The sequence below is a fragment of the Ruegeria sp. AL3 genome, assembly GCF_056536065.1.
This window is the reverse complement of record NZ_JBQFJG010000001.1, coordinates 161,209-179,962: the sequence shown is the minus strand read 5'-3', so window position 1 is coordinate 179,962 and position 18,754 is coordinate 161,209. Positions and strand designations below refer to the sequence as shown.

Annotated in this window: 18 protein-coding genes; 11 read left to right on the top strand and 7 right to left on the bottom strand. The window is 59.2% G+C overall.

The features are described from left to right. The first annotated feature begins 64 nt into the window (after window positions 1–64). Both mgtE and ACR3E6_RS00875 read left to right on the top strand, forming a co-directional pair. Window positions 65–1,459 carry a magnesium transporter gene (gene mgtE, locus ACR3E6_RS00880; RefSeq protein ID WP_171630845.1) on the top strand — a complete coding sequence of 465 codons (1,395 nt, stop codon included), beginning with the start codon at window positions 65–67 and terminating at the stop codon, window positions 1,457–1,459. Then, window positions 1,456–2,013, top strand: coding sequence for a 5-formyltetrahydrofolate cyclo-ligase (locus ACR3E6_RS00875; protein WP_480485351.1), 558 nt, complete (start codon window positions 1,456–1,458; stop codon window positions 2,011–2,013). The genes mgtE and ACR3E6_RS00875 overlap by 4 nt, the downstream gene beginning before the upstream one ends. Before the next feature lie 3 nt (window positions 2,014–2,016). On the opposite strand, the gene ACR3E6_RS00870 is transcribed toward ACR3E6_RS00875, so the two are convergent. Then, window positions 2,017–2,244 carry a putative hemolysin gene (locus tag ACR3E6_RS00870; RefSeq protein WP_224853568.1) on the bottom strand — a complete coding sequence of 76 codons (228 nt, stop codon included), beginning with the start codon at window positions 2,242–2,244 and terminating at the stop codon, window positions 2,017–2,019. A 133-nt stretch (window positions 2,245–2,377) separates the two neighbouring features. Between ACR3E6_RS00870 and ACR3E6_RS00865 the strand changes: the two genes are divergently transcribed. The 3 genes from ACR3E6_RS00865 to ACR3E6_RS00855 all read left to right on the top strand — a co-directional run bounded on the left by ACR3E6_RS00865 (window position 2,378) and on the right by ACR3E6_RS00855 (window position 5,892). Beyond that, window positions 2,378–3,193 (top strand): TIGR00282 family metallophosphoesterase, encoded by an 816-nt coding sequence (locus ACR3E6_RS00865; protein ID WP_171114781.1) that lies wholly within the window; start codon window positions 2,378–2,380, stop codon window positions 3,191–3,193. 87 nt (window positions 3,194–3,280) lie between these two features. Further along, window positions 3,281–5,059 (top strand): SLC13 family permease, encoded by a 1,779-nt coding sequence (locus ACR3E6_RS00860; RefSeq protein ID WP_171630849.1) that lies wholly within the window; start codon window positions 3,281–3,283, stop codon window positions 5,057–5,059. Window positions 5,060–5,154: 95 nt separating this feature from the next. Then, window positions 5,155–5,892, top strand: a complete 738-nt coding sequence (locus ACR3E6_RS00855; RefSeq protein WP_480485349.1) for a YbaY family lipoprotein — start codon at window positions 5,155–5,157, stop codon at window positions 5,890–5,892. 13 nt (window positions 5,893–5,905) lie between these two features. Here the strand turns inward: ACR3E6_RS00855 and ACR3E6_RS00850 are convergent, their stop codons facing one another. From ACR3E6_RS00850 to ACR3E6_RS00835, 4 genes are all read right to left on the bottom strand, one after another. Beyond that, entirely contained in the window at window positions 5,906–7,567 is a 1,662-nt protein-coding gene (locus ACR3E6_RS00850; RefSeq protein ID WP_480485347.1) for an FAD-binding dehydrogenase, read from the bottom strand. A 10-nt stretch (window positions 7,568–7,577) separates the two neighbouring features. Further along, a complete protein-coding gene (locus ACR3E6_RS00845) occupies window positions 7,578–8,435 on the bottom strand; it encodes a bile acid:sodium symporter family protein (RefSeq protein ID WP_480485345.1) in 858 nt (285 codons plus the stop codon). 73 nt (window positions 8,436–8,508) lie between these two features. Further along, window positions 8,509–9,243: a glutamine amidotransferase gene (locus ACR3E6_RS00840; protein ID WP_480485343.1), complete on the bottom strand. Its 735-nt coding sequence runs from the start codon at window positions 9,241–9,243 to the stop codon at window positions 8,509–8,511. Window positions 9,244–9,259: 16 nt separating this feature from the next. Then, window positions 9,260–11,032 (bottom strand): SLC13 family permease, encoded by a 1,773-nt coding sequence (locus ACR3E6_RS00835; protein WP_480485341.1) that lies wholly within the window; start codon window positions 11,030–11,032, stop codon window positions 9,260–9,262. A 110-nt stretch (window positions 11,033–11,142) separates the two neighbouring features. On the opposite strand from ACR3E6_RS00835, the gene ACR3E6_RS00830 reads away from it, so the two are divergent. Beyond that, window positions 11,143–11,883, top strand: coding sequence for a YebC/PmpR family DNA-binding transcriptional regulator (locus ACR3E6_RS00830; protein WP_152458737.1), 741 nt, complete (start codon window positions 11,143–11,145; stop codon window positions 11,881–11,883). Between the two features lie 149 nt (window positions 11,884–12,032). Continuing rightward, entirely contained in the window at window positions 12,033–13,310 is a 1,278-nt protein-coding gene (locus ACR3E6_RS00825) for a permease (RefSeq protein WP_480485339.1), read from the top strand. Between the two features lie 11 nt (window positions 13,311–13,321). Here ACR3E6_RS00825 and ACR3E6_RS00820 read toward each other — a convergent pair whose 3' ends face one another. Together ACR3E6_RS00820 and ACR3E6_RS00815 are read right to left on the bottom strand one after the other, a co-directional pair. Further along, the gene (locus tag ACR3E6_RS00820; protein ID WP_171722874.1) at window positions 13,322–14,011 is read right to left on the bottom strand and encodes a nitroreductase family protein; all 690 of its coding nucleotides are present in this window, start codon (window positions 14,009–14,011) and stop codon (window positions 13,322–13,324) included. Between the two features lie 26 nt (window positions 14,012–14,037). Further along, window positions 14,038–14,931 carry a LysR family transcriptional regulator ArgP gene (locus ACR3E6_RS00815; protein ID WP_171722875.1) on the bottom strand — a complete coding sequence of 298 codons (894 nt, stop codon included), beginning with the start codon at window positions 14,929–14,931 and terminating at the stop codon, window positions 14,038–14,040. 87 nt (window positions 14,932–15,018) lie between these two features. On the opposite strand from ACR3E6_RS00815, the gene ACR3E6_RS00810 reads away from it, so the two are divergent. The 4 genes from ACR3E6_RS00810 to betC all read left to right on the top strand — a co-directional run bounded on the left by ACR3E6_RS00810 (window position 15,019) and on the right by betC (window position 18,732). Beyond that, entirely contained in the window at window positions 15,019–15,618 is a 600-nt protein-coding gene (locus ACR3E6_RS00810; protein WP_171630864.1) for a LysE/ArgO family amino acid transporter, read from the top strand. A gap of 40 nt (window positions 15,619–15,658) precedes the next feature. Continuing rightward, window positions 15,659–16,567: a DMT family transporter gene (locus ACR3E6_RS00805; protein WP_171633757.1), complete on the top strand. Its 909-nt coding sequence runs from the start codon at window positions 15,659–15,661 to the stop codon at window positions 16,565–16,567. An 87-nt stretch (window positions 16,568–16,654) separates the two neighbouring features. Further along, entirely contained in the window at window positions 16,655–17,227 is a 573-nt protein-coding gene (gene betI / locus ACR3E6_RS00800) for a choline-binding transcriptional repressor BetI (RefSeq protein ID WP_171630867.1), read from the top strand. Beyond that, complete coding sequence (betC, locus tag ACR3E6_RS00795; RefSeq protein ID WP_480485336.1) at window positions 17,224–18,732, top strand: choline-sulfatase; 1,509 nt, start codon at window positions 17,224–17,226, stop codon at window positions 18,730–18,732. Before betI ends, betC begins: the two co-directional genes overlap by 4 nt. Window positions 18,733–18,754 lie beyond the last annotated feature (22 nt).

Sequence of the window (18,754 nt, the reverse complement as noted above, 5' to 3'; positions counted from 1 at the left end):
TTGTCATTGTTTTCCGGTAGCTGCTTCTTCTATTTAAAGGCAAATCGTAAAATAGGGGCAGAGCATGACGACAGGCAGAGACGAAGCCGGACACGATCAGCCCCGGGATGAAGACGCCTATGCGTTGGACCCCAAGGCAGTAGCGGCAATTCTGTACGCGGTGGACATAGACGACCGCGACAAGCTGGTTGAGTTGATGGAGCCGCTGCACTCGGCCGACATTGCCGACCTTCTTGAACAGATCAATCCGTTTGACCGGGCGCGCCTGATCCGCCTGTATGACAAAGAGTTCGACGGCGACATCCTGTCTGAACTGGATGAATCGGTTCGTGAAGAGGTGATCTCGGTTCTGAACCCGGATGTTCTGGCCGAAGCCGTGCGCGAGATGGAAAGCGACGATGTCGTTGACCTGCTGGAAGACCTTGAGGAACCGCAGCAGGAAGCCATTCTGGACGCATTGGAGGTTTCCGAAAGGATCGCAGCCGAGCAGGCACTGTCCTACCCCGAGAACTCGGCCGGTCGTCTCATGCAGCGGGAAGTCGTCATGGCGCCGGAACATTGGAGCGTCGGGCAAGCTATCGACTTCATGCGCGCCAATGACGATTTGCCCGAGCAGTTCTATCATGTCGTTCTGGTCGATCCGCGCCTGAAACCGGTTGCTCAGGTGACGTTGGGCAAGCTTATGGCGGCGCGTCGTGAAGTGCCGCTGATTGATCTGGCAGAAGAAGAGTTTCACATCATCCCCGTCGATCAGGATGAGGAAGACGTGGCTTATGCCTTCAACCAGTATCACCTGATCTCGGCCCCGGTGGTGGATGCGGATGGTCGTTTGGTCGGTGTCATCACCATTGACGACGCGATGGTCGTTCTGGATGAAGAGCACGAAGAGGACATTCTGCGTCTTGCCGGCGTTGGCGACGAAAGCTCGTTGTCTGACAGTGTGGCGGCAACCAGCCGGCGAAGGTTGCCCTGGTTGGCGGTGAATCTGTGCACGGCGATTTGTGCCTCTTTGGTGATTTCGCAATTCGAGGCGGCAATTGATCAATTGGTCGCGCTGGCCATCCTGATGCCGATCGTTGCGTCAATGGGCGGCAATGCAGGAACACAATCGCTCACCGTGGCGGTGCGTGCGCTGGCGACGCGCGACCTGACAAATTCGAACGTGATGCGCGTTATCAGGCGGGAACTGCTGGTGGGGATGCTGAATGGGCTCTGCTTTGCCATCGTGTTGGGGACCGTGGGGATGCTGTGGTTCGATTCCCCGCTGCTGGGTGTCGTGATCGGGTCGGCCTTGGTCGTGAATATGATCATCGCCGGGTTCGCAGGTACGGTAGTACCGGTGGTGCTGGATCGTCTGGGAATTGACCCTGCGCTGGCATCGGGAACCTTTGTGACAACCACGACGGATGTCATGGGTTTCTTCATATTTCTTGGGCTTGCCAGCGTGGTGCTACTGTGACCGATCTGACCGATATCAAAGCCGCAGCGCGCAAAGCGGCATTTGCCCGCCGCAAGGCCGCGTTTGATGCCCGCTTGCCGGGCGCAGCCGGGCGCTTGTCCGAGGTTCTGGCAGGCTATCGCAGCGTGCCCCTGTCAGGTTACATGCCGATCCGGACCGAAATCGACCCGGTGCCTGCGATGGCCGAAGCATCGGCTTATGGCCCTGTGGGGGTACCTGTCATTCAGGCAGCCGGTCAGCCGCTGAAATTCTCTCGCTGGACGCCGGACGGTGTGCTTAAAGACGGCCCGTTCGGTGCAAAAGTGCCCCAGGTGGATGACTATTTCGACCCCGAAATTCTGATCGTTCCACTGGTCGCCTTCGACGCAAATGGTGGCCGCCTGGGGTATGGCGGCGGGTTTTATGACCGAACGCTGGAAGGTCTGCGCGCCAAACGCCCGACGCTTGCCATCGGTTTTGCTTTTGATGCGCAAGAGGCTGCGGACCTGCCGCTCGAGCCAACCGACCAACCGCTGGACATGGTTGTCACGGAAAGCCGCGTGCTGACCTTCTAGCTGCTACTGTTCGAAATGGCTGCGCAAGTAATCCCAGGCATCCACCTCGGTGCCGTCCTTCAGGATGCAGACGCCATAGACACTGCCGTCTTCGTTTTTACGAAGCTGGTAGGTCCCGTCGTTTTCAATGCAAAAGGTCGCGGCGGGGTTGGGCATGGATGTCTTGGTGCCTTCGGCAGCGGCAGCAGTTGCCGCCAAAAGGCAGCCGGTCAGAACAATTGACGACTTCACGAAGAATTCCTTCTGTATTCAAGAGACGTATCGAAACATTGCCACGGCAGAATTTGATTTCAACCCCCAAGTCTGCCGTTAATTTCACGCTTCCGCCTTGTTATTGCCAAGTACAGCCCCTACGACCCGGATCATGAGGATTCTGTTTCTTGGTGATGTCATGGGGCGCGCGGGACGCGCTGCCGTTCAGCAGCATTTGCCGCGCCTGCGCGACGAATGGCGGCTGGATTTTGTCGTGGTCAATGGCGAAAACGCGTCGAACGGCATGGGGCTGACCGGAGATCACGCCAGGCTGTTGCTCGACGCCGGAGCGGATTGCCTGACGCTGGGCGATCATGCGTTCGACCAGAAAGACATGCTGCAATTCATCGAGAAGGAACAGCGCATCATACGACCCGTCAATTTCGCCAAAGGCGCGCCGGGGCGGGGTCATCGGCTGTTCACGGCCCCGGGGGGGCGCAAGGTTCTGGTGGTTCAGGTGCTGGGTCAGGTCTTTATGAAACGCCCGTTCGACGATCCGTTCTCGGCTATCGAACCGATCCTGAAATCCCATCCCAGAGGCGGGCAGGCACAGGCGATCATCGTGGACATGCATTGCGAGGCCACGTCCGAGAAGATGGCGATGGGGCACTACTGCGACAAACGTGCAAGCCTTGTGGTGGGAACGCATACCCATGTCCCGACGGCGGATTCCCAGATTCTGCCGGGGGGCACTGCGTATTTGACCGATGCGGGCATGTGCGGAGATTACGATTCGGTCATCGGCATGGACAAGCAGGAGCCCATGCGCCGGTTCATCACCGGCATGCCCAAGGCGCGCTTTACCCCTGCAAACGGCGAAGCCACACTAAGCGGCGTGTTCGTGGAAACCGATGATCGTGACGGACAAGCCAAAACCGTGCGCATGGTGCGCGTCGGAGGGCGTCTGGAACAAGCCGGGCCCGAATAGTCATCGTCAGGCTTGCTCTGTCGGGCGCAATGCGTGAAACTGCATGTCATCAGGCGCTTGGGCCCGGGTTCGGACAGAATACCACGAATGAATTTCCTTTCACTGACAGACACAGGAAGCGCAGTTCTGGCGCTGGTCATCGTTGCGGGCATGTTCATCATGTTCCTGCGCGAGGTTTATCCGACCGAAGTCGTGGCCATTGGCGGTGTCTCACTGATGCTTGTAACCGGCATTCTGCCCTATCAGAGTGCGCTTGCAGTTCTGTCCAACCCGGCACCCTGGACGATTGCCGCGATGTTCATCATCATGGGGGCTTTGGTGCGGACCGGAGCCCTGGATTCGTTCACCTCGACCGCGCAAAAGCAAGCTCAGGTGAACCCGCGTGTCGCAATCGCTTTGCTCATGGGGTTTGTCGTGCTGGCCTCGGCGGTGGTTTCGAATACGCCAGTGGTCGTGGTGATGATACCGGTCTTTGTGCAAATCGCCCGCACCCTGAATGTTCCCGCGTCCAAATTGCTGATTCCGCTGAGTTATGCGGCCATTCTGGGCGGCACGCTGACATTGATCGGCACGTCCACCAACCTGCTGGTCGATGGTGTGGCCCGCGCGCAGGGGATGAAACCCTTTACGATTTTCGAAGTCACGCCGCTGGGGATCGCGCTGGTGATCTACGGCATGATCTATTTGCGGTTCATCGCGCCGAAACTGTTGCCCGAGCGGGACAGCATGGCGTCGCTGCTCAGCGACCGGTCCAAGATGAAGTTCTTTACCGAGGCCGTCATTCCGCCGGACAGCAACCTGATCGGGCGCGAAGTGACCGGCGTGCAGTTGTTCAAACGCCCCGGCGTGCGCCTGATCGATGTCATCCGGGGGGATGAGTCGTTGCGGCGCAACCTGAAAGGCGTCGAACTTAAGGTCGGCGACCGGGTGGTTCTACGCACCGAGATGACCGAGCTTCTGAGCCTTCAGCGCAACAGGGAACTCAAACGCGTGGATCAGGTATCGGCCGTTGAAACCAAGACGGTTGAGGTGTTGATCACGCCCGGATGCCGTCTGGTGGGTCGGACCCTTGGGATGATGCGGCTTCGGCGTCGTTATGGCGTTTACGTGCTGGCGGTGCACCGCCGCAACCAGAATATCGGTCGTCAACTGGATGACTTGGTGGTCAGGGTTGGGGATACGCTGCTTTTGGAAGGTGCCCCGGCGGATATCCAGCGGCTGGCGGCGGAAATGGACATGGTGGACGTCACCCAGCCATCGGCTCGTGCCTTCCGTCGCAGCCACGCACCGATTGCGATTGGGGCTCTTGTAGGGATTGTTGCCCTTGCCGCGCTGGGCATTGCGCCCATCCTGTTGTTGTCGATTGTGGCCTGCGCCGTGGTTCTGTTGACCCGTTGTATCGATGCGGATGAGGCGTTTTCTTTTGTGGAAGGTCGCCTGTTGGCGTTGATCTTTGCGATGCTGGGCATTGGGGCTGCACTGGACAGTTCGGGCGCGGTTTCTCTGATCGTCGAGGCCGTTGCGCCGGGGCTCAGTGTCTTGCCGCCATTCCTGATTATCTGGGCGATTTACCTGCTGACCTCGGTGCTGACGGAACTGGTTTCCAATAACGCCGTGGCGGTTGTGGTCACCCCGATCGCCATCGGTTTGGCGCAGGCGGTCGGAATAGACCCGCGTCCGCTGGTCGTCGCGGTCATGGTGGCGGCCTCGGCATCTTTTGCAACTCCGATCGGATACCAGACGAACATGATGGTCTATGGCCCCGGGGGCTACAGGTTCACCGACTTCATGAAGGTCGGTGTGCCGCTGAACCTGACGGTCGGATTGTTGGCGTCTCTGCTGATCCCGTTGATCTGGCCGTTATGACATCGGCACAGATTTGCCGCTTTATCCGCGGCGTACTTGTAAATGTCAGATGAACAGCAATCTTTTGTAGAAATATTACTTTAAGGGGTACTGCCATGCTGACATTCGGCCGCACCATGTTTCCTGCGGTTGCTTTCGCCACCGTTTTGAGCGGCGCATCGCTTGCCGGAACCGTCGAAGGAACTGCAACCTACCGAGAGCGTATTGCGCTTCCGCCTGACACGACCTTGTTCGTCGAGCTTCAGGATATCTCATTGGCGGATGCGCCGGCCGAAACGCTTGCCGCGCAGAGATATTCCTTGACCGGTGTGCCGGCGCAGTTCGAACTGACTTATGATGACGCATTGATTCAGGACGGGCGCAGATACGCCGTGCGTGCTTCGGTCATGCAGGGGCAAAAGCTGTTGTTCACCACGGATACCGTTTATCCGGTTCTGACACATGGGGCCGAGAATTCAGCTGACCTGCTGATGATACAGGTGCAACACCAAGATGCTGCGATGCTGGAAAACACCGGATGGGTCGCTTCGGGCCTCAATGGTGCGGCTGTCGAGACAGAGAAACGTCCTGAACTTGCTTTTGGGCAGGGCGGGGCATTTTCAGGCAGCGGAGGTTGCAACCGGTTCAGTGGCCAGGCCGAGATTTCTGACAATCGGATTGCGTTCCCGGACAATATGGCTGCAACGCTCATGGCTTGCCCACCCCCGCTGGATGAGGTCGAGCGGCAGTTTCTCAAGGCGATGCAAAGTGTCACGACCTTCGCGATGCAAGGCAACGCGCTGGCCTTGCTGGATGCTCAGGGTGAGCCGGTGATCAAAATGATGCGCAAGTAATAGGGCAGGGCTGTCACGCGATGGCCCTCGATCGTCCGGCGTTGCGACCCGCAAAGATGCAGCCGCCCAGGAAAGTTCCCTCAAGCGCGTTGTAGCCGTGATAGCCACCGCCTCCGAACCCGGCGACTTCGCCGGCTGCGAACAGGCCCGGCACAACCTGACCGTCGGCGCCGATCATCTGACTGTCCAGATTGGTCTGCAAACCGCCCAGTGTCTTGCGGGTCAGCACGTGCAGCTTGACCGCGATCAGCGGGCCATTCCTGGGGTCCAGGAACTTGTGCGGTTTGGCGGTGCGGATCAGCTTGTCGCCGCGATAGTTGCGCGCCGCCAGGATCGCCATCATCTGCGCGTCTTTTGAGAACGGATTGTCCACCTGTGAATCCCGTGCTTCGATCTGGGCGCGCAGATGCGCCTCGCCGATCAGACCCCTGCCCAGGTGGTTCATGCCACTCACCAGTTCGGTCAACGTGTTGGCGACGACAAAATCCTCGCCCTTTTCCTTGAACGCCTCGACCGGGCCGGTGGCTTTCGACCCCGAAAGGATGCGCTGCCGGATCACTTCCTTCCAGCTGCCTGATGTGAAATCGGGGTTCTGTTCAGACCCGGACAGGGCGAATTCTTTCTTGATCACCTTCTGTGTCAGGACGAACCAACTGTATTCATAGCCAGTCTTAAGGATTTCGCGCAGGGTGCCCAGCGTGTCGAACCCGGGCAGGCAGGGGGGCTGCAACCGGTTTCCGCGCGCGTCGAACCACATCGAGCTGGGACCGGGCAGAATGCGAATGCCATGGTCGGGCCAGATCGGATCCCAGTTGCGCACGCCTTCGGTGTAATGCCACATGCGGTCTCCGTTGATGACATGGCCACCGGCCTTTTCGCTGATGGCGATCATCCGACCATCCACATGGAAGGGCACACCCGCCACCATGTCCTTGGGCGGTTCGCCCAGGCGGTCGCGGGGCCAGTTCTGGCGCACCATCTCGAAATTGCCACCGATCCCGCCCGAGGTGACGATGACGGATGGTGCATAGACCTCGAACTCGCCCACCTCGTCACGGTTGGTCTTGCCGCCGCGTGGGGCCGCATCATCGGCCAGAACCTCGCCCGAGACGCCCTTGGCCTCGCCGTTCTGCATGATGATATGGCTGACCTGATGGCGGAACTTCAGCTGGATCAGGCCGGCGCTGACATGGTCGCGGACCCGGCGGATGAAGTGTTCCAGTACGCCGGGTCCGGTGCCCCAGGTGATGTGAAAGCGCGGGACGGAATTGCCATGCCCGTTTGCATAAGACCCGCCACGTTCAGCCCAACCCACGACCGGAAACCAGCGCAGGCCCATGTCATGCAGCCAGGGGCGCATTTCACCGGCGGCGAACTCGATATACGCCTCGGCCCATTTGCGGGGCCAGGTGTCTTCTTCGCGGTCAAACTGCGCGCTTCCGATCCAGTCGCGCAATGCCAGATCGTGGCTGTCGCGGATACCCATGCGGCGTTGTTCCGGCGTGTCGACCATGAACAAGCCGCCCAGGCTCCAGAAGGCCTGGCCGCCCAGAAAACCTTCTGGTTCCTGATCGAGTATGATTACCTTCTTACCTCGGTCGCCCAGTTCGGCGGCGGCGGCCAATCCGGCCAGACCAGCACCGATTACGATCGCATCAGCAGTGTTGTTTGTCATAACGGTCCTTTCAGCGCCTGCGGAACCAGACAAGAAACGGCAGAACCACGGCGTACATCGTAATGCCATAAACTGCCGAGGGCAGGGCCAGCGGGCTGAACCCGCTTTCGGTATTCGTGATCAGCGTCGCCAGTGTAATGCCCAGCGTGGAGTTTTGAATTCCGGTTTCGATCGAGATCGTCTTGCACTCATTCCAGGACAGGTTTGATATCCGCGCCAGCCCGAGCCCGATGAACAGCAGGGCGATATTCAAAGAAATCAAACCTGCGCCCATGATGCCAAGATTGTCGACGAACAATTGCCAGTTCCCGGCCAGTGCCGCGGCAACGATCAGCACGAACAAAACGGTCGCGAGCGTCGACAATCCCGGCTCTACGCGGTTTGCAAACCCTGTTGCAAAGTTGCGAATTCCGACCCCGATGGCCACGGGCAGCGTTGTTATCAGAAACAATGCAACAGCCAGACCGGTGATCGAAACCTCGGGGGCTTCGTCGCCCATGAAGTGCCTGATCGACCACGCGGCCAGTATTGGCACGGTCACCATCGACAAAAGGCTGATCACGGCGGTCAGGCTGACCGAAAGCGCGACATCGGCTTTGGCGAGCTTGGAGAGGATGTTGCTGGTTACGCCGCCCGGGCAAAAACTGAGCAGCATGAAACCAACCGCGATCTCGGGGGGCAATGCAAAGATTGTGACCGTCACAAAGGCCGCGACTGGCAAGAGAACAATCTGGCTTGCCGCCCCGATGGCAAAGGCGCGTCGCCGGCTCAGGACACGACGGAAGTCTGCCACCTCCAGCCCGATGCCCAGAGACAACATGATAATGGCAAGCGACACCGGCAAGCCGACATTCAAAAGCAAATCCAAGGACAACTCCTCCCAAAGTTGCGTCAGATCAGCCTATGCGAGGGGGCAAGGCGCAGGCAACCGCGCCGTTGGGTCATTCGTATCGTCGGACGAACCGGCGCAGGATTTCGCCCGGCTGCGTGACATCGGCCGAATGGCAGTGGTCGATTAGTTTTTGCGCGTCTTCAGGCGGGAAATAGCCGTGGTTCTTGTAGATATTGATGCGCTGTTCAAAATCCCTGGCGTCGGCTTCTGGGTGGAACTGCGTGGCGTATACGTTCTGCCCCCAACGGATCATCTGGAACGGGCAGGGGTCTGACGCGACAAGGTGCACGCATCCCTCTGGCAGAGCCTGAACCGCTTCCTTGTGGCCAACGAAAGCGTCGAAGGTGGGTTCCAACCCGGCGGTCAACGGATCCTGCCGCCCCTCCGGTGTCAGGTGGCACGTGGATGGTCCGACGGGTTCGCCATACCGGGCCTTGCTGACGTCGCCGTCCAGGTAAGCCGCCAGAATGCCAAGGCCATAGCAGCAGCCCATGAACGGGTGATCCCGTGCGATGATCTGCGGCATCAATCCCATGATCGCAGCCTCGATCCGGGCATCCAGCGGGGATTTGGTCGCCGGGTCGTCACTGACGCATCCCGGTCCGCCGCCTACGATGACACCGGCATACTCCGTGACATCCAGCCCTTCTGGCAGGTCGTCGCAATCCAAACGGACGCGATGCGTCTGTTCAGGAGACAACCCGCTCCGGTTCAGGATCGAGGCATATTCGGCGTCGGACGCATCTGTTTCGGGGCGCAGTTGCAGGATCAAAAAGGGTTTCATGCGCAGCCTTTACCGGTCACAGCGGCCAGAATACAAGAATGGCGGGAACAGAAACGGCTATGATCAGCACTTCCAGCGGCAATCCCATGCGCCAGTAATCTCCGAACCGATAGCCGCCGGGACCCAGAACCAGCGTGTTGTTCTTGTGTCCGATGGGGGTCAGGAAGGCAGCCGAGGCCGCAACGGCCACGGTCATCAGGAACGGGTCGGGTGACACCTCGAGCGTGCGTGCCATCTGTATCCCGACCGGCGCGGCGACAATGGCGGTGGCGGTGTTGTTCAACACGTCCGACAAAGTCATCGTGACAACCATCAATACGGTCAGAATGGCCCAGGCGGGCAGACCATCGGTCAGCTGGATCAGGGCGTTTGCGATCAGTTCGGTGCCGCCCGAGGTCTCCAAAGCGCTGCCCAGAGGGATCATGGACCCCAGCAATACGACCACCGGCCATTCGATGTGATTGTAAATGTCGGTGATTGGCATGATCTTGGTCAGCACATAAGCAATCACGACCAGCCCCAAAGCAATGGGCAGATAGATCAACCCAACACTTGCGGCCAAAACAGCGGCGGCAAACAGACCGATGGCCAACCCTGCCTTGTCGTTTGCAGTAACGTTCAGCCCGCGTCCGGCAAGGGGCAGGCAACCCAGCCATTCCGTAACATCCGCAGCGCGGTCGCGGGGGCAGAGCAGCAGTAGGATATCGCCCGGTTCCACCTCGGTCTTGCGGACCTGTTGGGTGATCCTGCGCCCCTGGCGTGAGATGCCCATCAGAACGGTGCTTTGCCGCCAGGCCAGCCCAAGCCCTTGTGCCGTGCGACCTGTGATACGCGCGCTTTCCGGCACGACGACTTCGATCACTTCCAGCCCGTCACCCTCAGCCGTCAGCAATTCCTGCCGGCGCGTGTCCGAGAAGTTGAGATTGAGCGCCGCGCGAAACTCGTCCAGCGCTTCGGGTCCGGCTTCCAGAACCAGCGCGTCACCTTCTTGTAAAACAGCGTGCGCCGACCGGCCATAACGACGCTTGCCATCCCGGATTAATCCGATGATGGCCACGTCCGATTTCTCGGCCACATCATAAAGCTCGCTGACCCGTTTGCCGATATGGGCGGATTCCGGGGGAACGGTCAGCTCGGCGATGTACTCGGCCAAGGTTTCCGATGTCTCGGCCTGCGGTCCGCGATTGGGGATCAGGCGCCAGCCTACCAGTGCGACAAAGGCAAGACCGGCGATCGCGGCCAGCCCACCGACCGGGGCAAAATCGAACATGTGAAACGGCTCGCCCAGTGTTTCGGCCCGGATCGACGCGATGATGATGTTCGGAGGTGTGCCGATCAGCGTCGCCATCCCCCCCAGAATGGTGGCAAAGCTCAGCGGCATCAGCGACAGGCCCACTGATCGTCCGGCCTTGCGTGCGGTCTGAATGTCCACGGGCATCAGCAGCGCCAGCGCCGCTACGTTGTTCATGAAGGCCGACAGAACCGCACCGATCCCACCCATCAGGGCGATATGCGCGCCCAGACCCCGCGAGGCATCCACCAGCGTGCGGGTGATCAGGAACACTGCTCCGGACCGGACCAGACCGGCAGAGACGACCAGAACCAGCGCCACGATGATGGTGGCCGGGTGGCCAAACCCGACAAAGGCGTCGTCCATTGGCACGACGCCCAGCACGACGCCGATCATCAGCGCGGCAAAGGCCACAAGGTCGTATCGAAACCGGCCCCACAGCAGCATTCCGAAGACGGTGATGAAAAGCGCAAAAAGAATGATCTGGTCTGTCGTCATGCCGTCACCATACTAGTCGGTGAAGCCGTCGCAAGCCGCTCTCTTGATCCTGCCCCCTGCAAACGTCTATATGAGCGCCGAACACGCAATCACGATGACGAGGACGCATTATGGCAGGCCACTCAAAATGGGCCAACATCCAGCACCGCAAGGGGCGTCAGGACGCCGCGCGGTCCAAACTGTTTTCCAAACTGTCGAAAGAGATCACCGTTGCCGCCAAGATGGGCGACCCCGATCCCGACAAGAACCCGCGCTTGCGTCTGGCCGTGAAAGAGGCCAAGTCGAACTCGGTTCCCAAGGATGTGATTGACCGCGCGATCAAAAAGTCCACCGCCGGTGAAGGCGACGATTACGAAGAAATCCGCTACGAGGGCTATGGCCCCAACGGCGTGGCCGTGATTGTTGAAACCATGACGGACAACCGCAACCGCACTGCGTCGACCGTGCGTTCGACCTTTTCCAAGAACGGCGGCAATCTGGGCGAGACGGGCTCGGTCGGGTTTATGTTTGAACGCAAGGGCGAAGTGATTTACCCGGCAACGGCGGGTGACGCAGACACCATTTTCGAAGCCGCCATCGAGGCCGGCGCGGAAGATGTCGAAAGTTCAGAGGATGGCCACATCATCTGGTGTGCGGATACGGATCTGAACGACGTTTCGAACGCGTTGGAAGCCGCGCTGGGTGAATCGGAATCCACCAAATTGGTCTGGAAGCCGACCACCACGACCGAGCTGGGTCTGGAAGACATGCAAAAGCTGATGAAGCTGGTGGACGCGCTGGAAGACGATGACGACGTGCAGCGTGTCACGACCAATTTCGAAGCCTCGGATGAGGTGATGGCACAGCTCTGAGTTGTTGCGGATCTTGACGGCGAAACCCGGCTCAACGGCCGGGTTTTTTCGTTTTCGGACAGTTTTGAAGAGTTGTTGGCTGAACCCTTCGAAACGCATAGGCTGGAAAAACTCGGAATTTCCGGGACAACACCACCGAAAGATCCGCGATGGATGCGACTGCTGAAAAGGCCAAGCGAAACGTGCCGGTTCTTGCTGGGCAGAGTATCGTGTCTCAGGTTGCGTGGACTCTGGGCAGCCCATCGGTGGTTTTGCCGTTTCTGGCCGTGTCATTCGAATTGCCGATGTTCGTGGCGGGCGCGCTGGTTTCGGTGCGAATGATTGGCAGCATGATTTCCGATTTCTTTCTGGCGCAATCCGTCGCGGCGAAATCGCAAAAGAAACGCGCCATTGCCCTGACCGAAGCGATCATCGGATCCTGTCTGGTTTTGGCGATGGTGGCCGCCTCGACCGGGATCGTTCCGTTGATCGCAGTGGTTTTCGTGGCGGTCTTTTTCGTGATCGGTCTTGTGGACGAGGTTCAGAACCTGATGTTCACCGATCTGCTGGGCGATCATGTCCACTCGCGTTCGCGCATGGTCCTGCATTACCTGCAACTTGGGGGCGGAGGCCTGTGTGCCATCGGTCTTGCCATGCTGGTGCATCAGATCACCAGGGAAAACCCACCTTTTTCCCGCCACTCAACCATGATCGGTGTATCGGTTGCGTTCTTCATGCTGTCAGGGCTTTTGATGCTGGCCATGACAGAGAATGCCCGCTCGGCGGAGTCGGCAAACAAGACCGGACCCACGGCAAAGCTGTCGTTCAAGGCCAATGCCCGGGGTATTCTGGGCATGTTCGAATACTCGTGGTTTCGGCGTTACATGGTCATGCGAATGCTCTTGGTGGCTGTTTCGCTCTCTGTCCCGTTCTTCGCGCTGATCGCGGCCGAGGCGCATCACAGCTCGGCCAAGGGACTGACCGCGATGATTGTTTCATCTGCTTCGGGCTATCTTGTGTCCGGGCCTTTGTGGCAGGTCGTGAACATGAAGTCTCATCGTGCCGTCATGGTGGTCGGGACACTGATGGTGGCCGCAACCGGTGGCGTTCTTCTGGCATTTCACGACTTGGGTATCGATCACGATGTGCATCTGCACGCGATCGCGCTGTTTGTCGTCACCGTTGCGGTGACCGGGATCAGCAGCGCGCGCAAGCTCTATTTCCTGGACGTCGCGCCCAAGGAACAGCGCGTTCAGGGATCAGCCGCGATCAAGTCTTTTACCCGTTTGTTGGCGGTGCTGCTTTCGGCGGCTCTGGCCGCGGTCGCCCATATGCACGAGGTTGCATTGGCCGTCGGGTTCATAGTCGCGGCCAGCCTGGTGGCCTGCGTGACATGCTATCTGACGATGTCGCCGGGCCGAAAGGACGCCTCTGGCACACAGGGCTGATGCGGCTCCGCCTAGAAAAAGGAAGAAATCTCGTCCAGGGGCTTTTTCAGCTTTGCAACGGACGGCACGGTCGCGGTTTCCGAGGGATGTCCAACTGCGATGATCATTGTCGGTTTCTCTGAAGCGGGCCGACCCAGCGCATCGGTCAGAAATCGCATCGGATTCGGGGTATGTGTCAATGTGCTGAGACCGGCGTGATGCAACGCCGCCAGCAGAAAGCCGGTGGCAATGTTCACACTTTCTGGCACATAGTAATTCTTGTACCGCGTCCCGTCTTCGAATTGCCCCCAGCGTTGGGCAAAGACCACGATCAGCCACGGGGCGATGGTCAGATGTTCCTTGACTGCGTTTGTCCCGATGGGTTCCAGAGCCTTGATCCATTCATCGCCCGCCGCTCCCGCGTAAAAGCGACGCTCTTCTTCCTCGGCTTCCTCGCGGATGCGCAGTTTCAGCTTGGGGTCCGAGATTGCAGCAAAATGCCAGGGCTGGTGGTTTGCACCTGACGGGGCTGTTCCCGCGGTGCGCAGGCAGGTTTCGATCACGTCACGAGCCACCGGGCGCGTGGAGAAGTCCCGAACGGTATGACGTCGCCGCATCTTTTCAAAAAAAGCCACTGCCGCGTCCTGCATGTCCGCATCACTGATCTCGCATCGGTCAGGCAGGGGAATGGGGTCATAACTGAGGGCGTCGCGCGAGAACATTGGTTCCTCCAATCGAATGAGTCTGACTATTTGCCTTGTGACGGTAGTAAAACCCGTTGCGCAGCATGCTGGACTGCCTGTGTAAGGGGTTTGAGCGCCGGGGCAAGAACCCGCCCGACCTGCCAGCTGAGCGCGATGTCCAGTGGCGCATCTGGAACGATCGGGCTCAGAAGTCCGCGCGCCATGGCGTCTTGCACAAGGGCTGCGGGGTTCATGCCCCAGCCAATTCCGGCGATTGCGGCATCAACGAACCCTTGCGAAGATGGCAGGAAGTGGAAAGGCGGTGACAGATGTTTGCCGGTGTGATGTGCGATCCACGCTTTTTGCAGACCGTCCTTCCTGTTGAAGACAAGGCAAGGCGCTTTGCTGAGGGTTTCCTCGGTCACGCCGTTCTTGAACCAGGTGTTGACAAATTCCGGGCTGGCGGTGGGCAGATACCTCAACACGCCCAGCTCAATCGCGTCGCAACCGCTCACGGTTTGTCCGCCGACAGTGACGGCGGCGCTGACCTCGCCGCGCCTCAGCCAGTCTGCAGAATGATCCTGATCGTCGATCACAAGGTCGAACAACAGATCGGGCACCCGCGCCATCGCGTCAATGAACCAGGTGGCCAGAATGTCGGCGGGTACCGCAACGCGAACCCTTGCGGACCCGGGTTCTTGTACCAGAGCCAATTCCCGTGCCAGCTGCGCCTCGAGCAGTCCGACATCTTCAGCGTAACGTGCGATGCGCTGCCCGGCTGGCGTTCCGGTGCAAGGGGTTCCCCGATGGATGAGCGAGGCGCCCACGCGATCCTCCAGCGCTTTTATCCGCTGGGATATCGCCGAAGGGGTTACAGCCAGTTCCGCCGCCGCCGCATCAAAGCTGCCATGGCGCAGAATGGCTGACAAGGCGGCCAATTGGTGAGGATCCAGCAGCATTAGCAAAACTTAACTGAGGGCAACATCTTTAATTTGATAGATCGCATCGCGGCCATTAGTCAACGCAAAGGCAACGCAGGAGGTACCATGCCTACATCCGTGATCGCCGGTTTCGCGCTGGGTTTCAGCCTGATCCTCGCCATCGGGGCGCAGAACGCCTTTGTTCTGAGGCAGGGCTTGCGACGCGAGCATGTGTTTTTTCTGTGCCTGACCTGCGCGGTGTCTGATGCCATCCTGATCGGAGCAGGCGTAGCAGGTTTTGGCACACTGGCACAGGCCGCACCCTGGTTCGAAACCGTGATGCGATACGGTGGGGCGGCATTCCTGACCTGGTATGGCTTGCGCAGTCTTCGGTCGTCCTGGCTGGGTGGTTCGGTGATGGAAATCGGCAATGGCAAGCGAACCAGCCTCAAGGCTGCGCTGCTGACGGTTTTCGCGTTCACCTGGCTGAATCCGCATGTATATCTGGATACGGTCGTGCTGATCGGCTCGATCTCGGCCCAATATGACGACCGGCTTGGTTTCGCCCTCGGCGCGATGACATCCAGCTTTGTATTCTTCTTTTCGCTTGGCTATGGGGCAAGCATCCTGTCGCCTGTTTTTGCGCGCCCCAGGGCGTGGCAGGTGCTGGACGCAGGGATTGGCGTGGTCATGTTGGGTATCGCGTTGAAACTTGTTACCATGTGAAGGGTTGTTCCCGGCCGGGTTTCGGTGTTCAACCTTGAACATGACTTCATCCACCGTATCGTCCCGTCCGCTTGCCGGCATGTTCTGGATGTTCGCCGCCGGCTTGTCCTTTGTTGTGATGACCGCGCTGGTGAAGTCGCTGGGCACATCGATGAATTCCATCCAGGCCGCCTTTCTGCGATATGTGCTGGGGTTGGTGTTTCTGTTGCCGGCCATGCGGTCGATCATGGCGACGCATCTGACCCCCCGCCTGCTGACGCTGTTCGGTCTGCGAGGCGTCGTGCATGCGGTTGCGGTCATGCTCTGGTTCTTTGCGATGACACAGATCCCACTGGCCGAAGTTACAGCTATGAATTACATGACTCCGGTTTACGTCACACTGGGGGCGGCCCTGTTTTTGGGCGAAAAGCTGGCCTTTCGCCGGATTGCTGCGATTTTGGTCGCTCTGGTTGGCGTCCTGATCATCCTGCGGCCCGGGTTTCGCGAAGTGTCATCAGGCCATCTGGCCATGTTGGGAACGGCCCTGACCCTTGGGGGGTCGTATTTATTGGCCAAGATTCTGGTGCGTGACGTACCACCCGCCGTCGTTGTGGCACATCTGTCGATCTGGGTGACTATTGCCTTGATACCCTTTGCGATCGCCGTTTGGACGCAGCCAAGCCTGCGGGATATCGGGGTTCTTTTTCTGGTGGCCAGCTTTGCGACCGCCGGGCACTATTTCATGACCCTGGCGCTTCAGGCGGCGCCAGTGGCCGTCACGCAGCCGGTGACGTTTCTTCAGCTGATATGGGCCACGATCCTGGGCGCCGCGGTTTTCCATGAAAGCGTTGACGTGTGGGTTGTCGCGGGCGGCACGCTGATCCTTGCCGCCGTGAGCTTTATATCGTGGCGCGAATTCATGTTGAACCGCAAGGACTTGACGCCTCCGAGTATTGCGCCGAAGCTGTAACGACATCGCTCTCTGATTTTTCATTAATTGACGAGTCAATAAAAACCCCCTAGCGTGGTCCCGTGACGCCTGCTCAAGGGGAGAACGATGCCAAAAGTCGGAATGGAGCCAATCCGCCGGGATGCGATTGTTCGCGCGACAATCGCTGAGCTGGGCGTGAAGAAATCCCTTGATGTAACCGTCAGTCAGATTGCCAAACGTGCGGGCATGTCCAGCGCGCTTGCGCATCACTATTTCGGCGGCAAGGATCAGATCTTTCTGGCCGCCATGCGCCGGATCCTGTCGGACTTCGGCGAAGAAGCAAGGGGCGAGCTGAAAGCGGCTACGCCGGACCAAAGGGCGCAGGCGATCGTCAGGGCGTGTTTTGCGCCTTCTTGTTTCACACCCGATGTGATCGCGGCATGGATGACCTTCTATGTGCTGGCTCAGACAAATGATGATGCCCTGCGCCTGTGGCAGATCTATCAGGCCCGCATCAAATCCAATCTGACCCACGCCCTGCGGCACAAGTTGGCTGACCCGCAAGAGGCGGCCGAGAACATGGTTGCCCTGATTGACGGTCTGTACATCCGCGCCGCACTCAGCGCCCCTGAAGAACCGCAACTGGCCGTGAACCACGCGATGCGTGTGCTCAACACTCTGCTCGAGGCTGAAAAATGACAAAACCGAACATTCTGATCCTGATGGTGGATCAGCTCAACGGGACTCTCTTTCCAGACGGTCCCGCTGATTGGCTTCACGCTCCGAACCTGAAGAAACTGGCAGAACGGTCAACCCGGTTTGCCAACGCTTACACGGCGTCGCCCTTGTGCGCGCCCGGGCGGGCCAGCTTCATGTCCGGTCAATTGCCGTCGCGCACCGGCGTCTATGACAACGCGGCCGAGTTTCGCAGCGATATCCCCACATACGCACATCAACTGCGCCGCGCGGGCTATTACACCTGCCTGTCGGGCAAGATGCATTTCGTCGGTCCCGATCAGCTGCACGGGTTCGAAGACCGCCTGACCACCGACATCTACCCGGCCGATTTCGGCTGGACCCCGGATTACCGCAAGCCGGGTGAACGCATCGACTGGTGGTATCACAACATGGGGTCCGTCACCGGCGCGGGTATTGCCGAGATTTCCAACCAGATGGAATATGATGACGAGGTCGCCTACAACGCCAAGGCCAAGCTTTATGATCTGGCACGCGGCAAGGATGATCGCCCGTGGTGCGTAACCGTCAGCTTCACCCATCCGCATGATCCCTATGTCGCCCGGCGCAAATACTGGGACCTTTACGAGGATTGCGCGCATCTGCTGCCCGAAATCGCTGATATCGGCTATGACAACCAGGATCCTCACGCCAAGCGGATCTTCGATGCCAACGACTGGCGTAGCTTCGACATCACCGAGGAAGACATTCGCAAGTCGCGCCGCGCCTATTTCGCCAATATTTCCTATCTGGACGACAAGATAGGCGAAATCCTCGAAGTGCTGGAAACCACCCGGCAAGAGGCGATCATCCTTTTCGTTTCGGATCACGGGGACATGTTGGGTGAACGCGGGCTGTGGTTCAAGATGAACTTCTACGAAGGTTCGGCGCGAGTGCCGCTTATGATCGCGTCGCCTGATCTGCCCGCCGGCCGGATTGATGCTCCGGTGTCAACAATTGACGTAACGCCGACCCTAGGGGCGCTGGCCGGCGTAGACATGGCCGAGATTGCCCCCTGGACCGATGGCGAAAACCTCGTGCCGTTGGCACTGGGCGAGGAACGAACCACACCGGTAGCCATGGAATACGCGGCCGAGGCATCCTACGCGCCGCTGGTCTCGTTGCGATATGGCAAGTGGAAATACAACCGCTGTGCGCTGGACCCTGATCAGTTGTTTGATCTTGAGGCCGACCCGCACGAACTGAACAATCTGGCAGACAGCCCCGAACACGCAGGTACGCTGCAAACACTGCGTGCCAAATCCGAGGCCCGTTGGGATCTGGATCGCTTCGACGCCGAAGTCCGTGCCAGCCAGGCGCGGCGTTGGGTTGTGTACGAAGCGCTGCGGCAGGGCGGATACTACCCGTGGGACTATCAGCCGCTGCAAAAAGCGTCGGAACGCTACATGCGCAATCACATGGATCTGAACATCGTCGAGGAAAACGCCCGGTTCCCACGCGGCGAATAACCTCTTCATCTTTTCGAAAAAA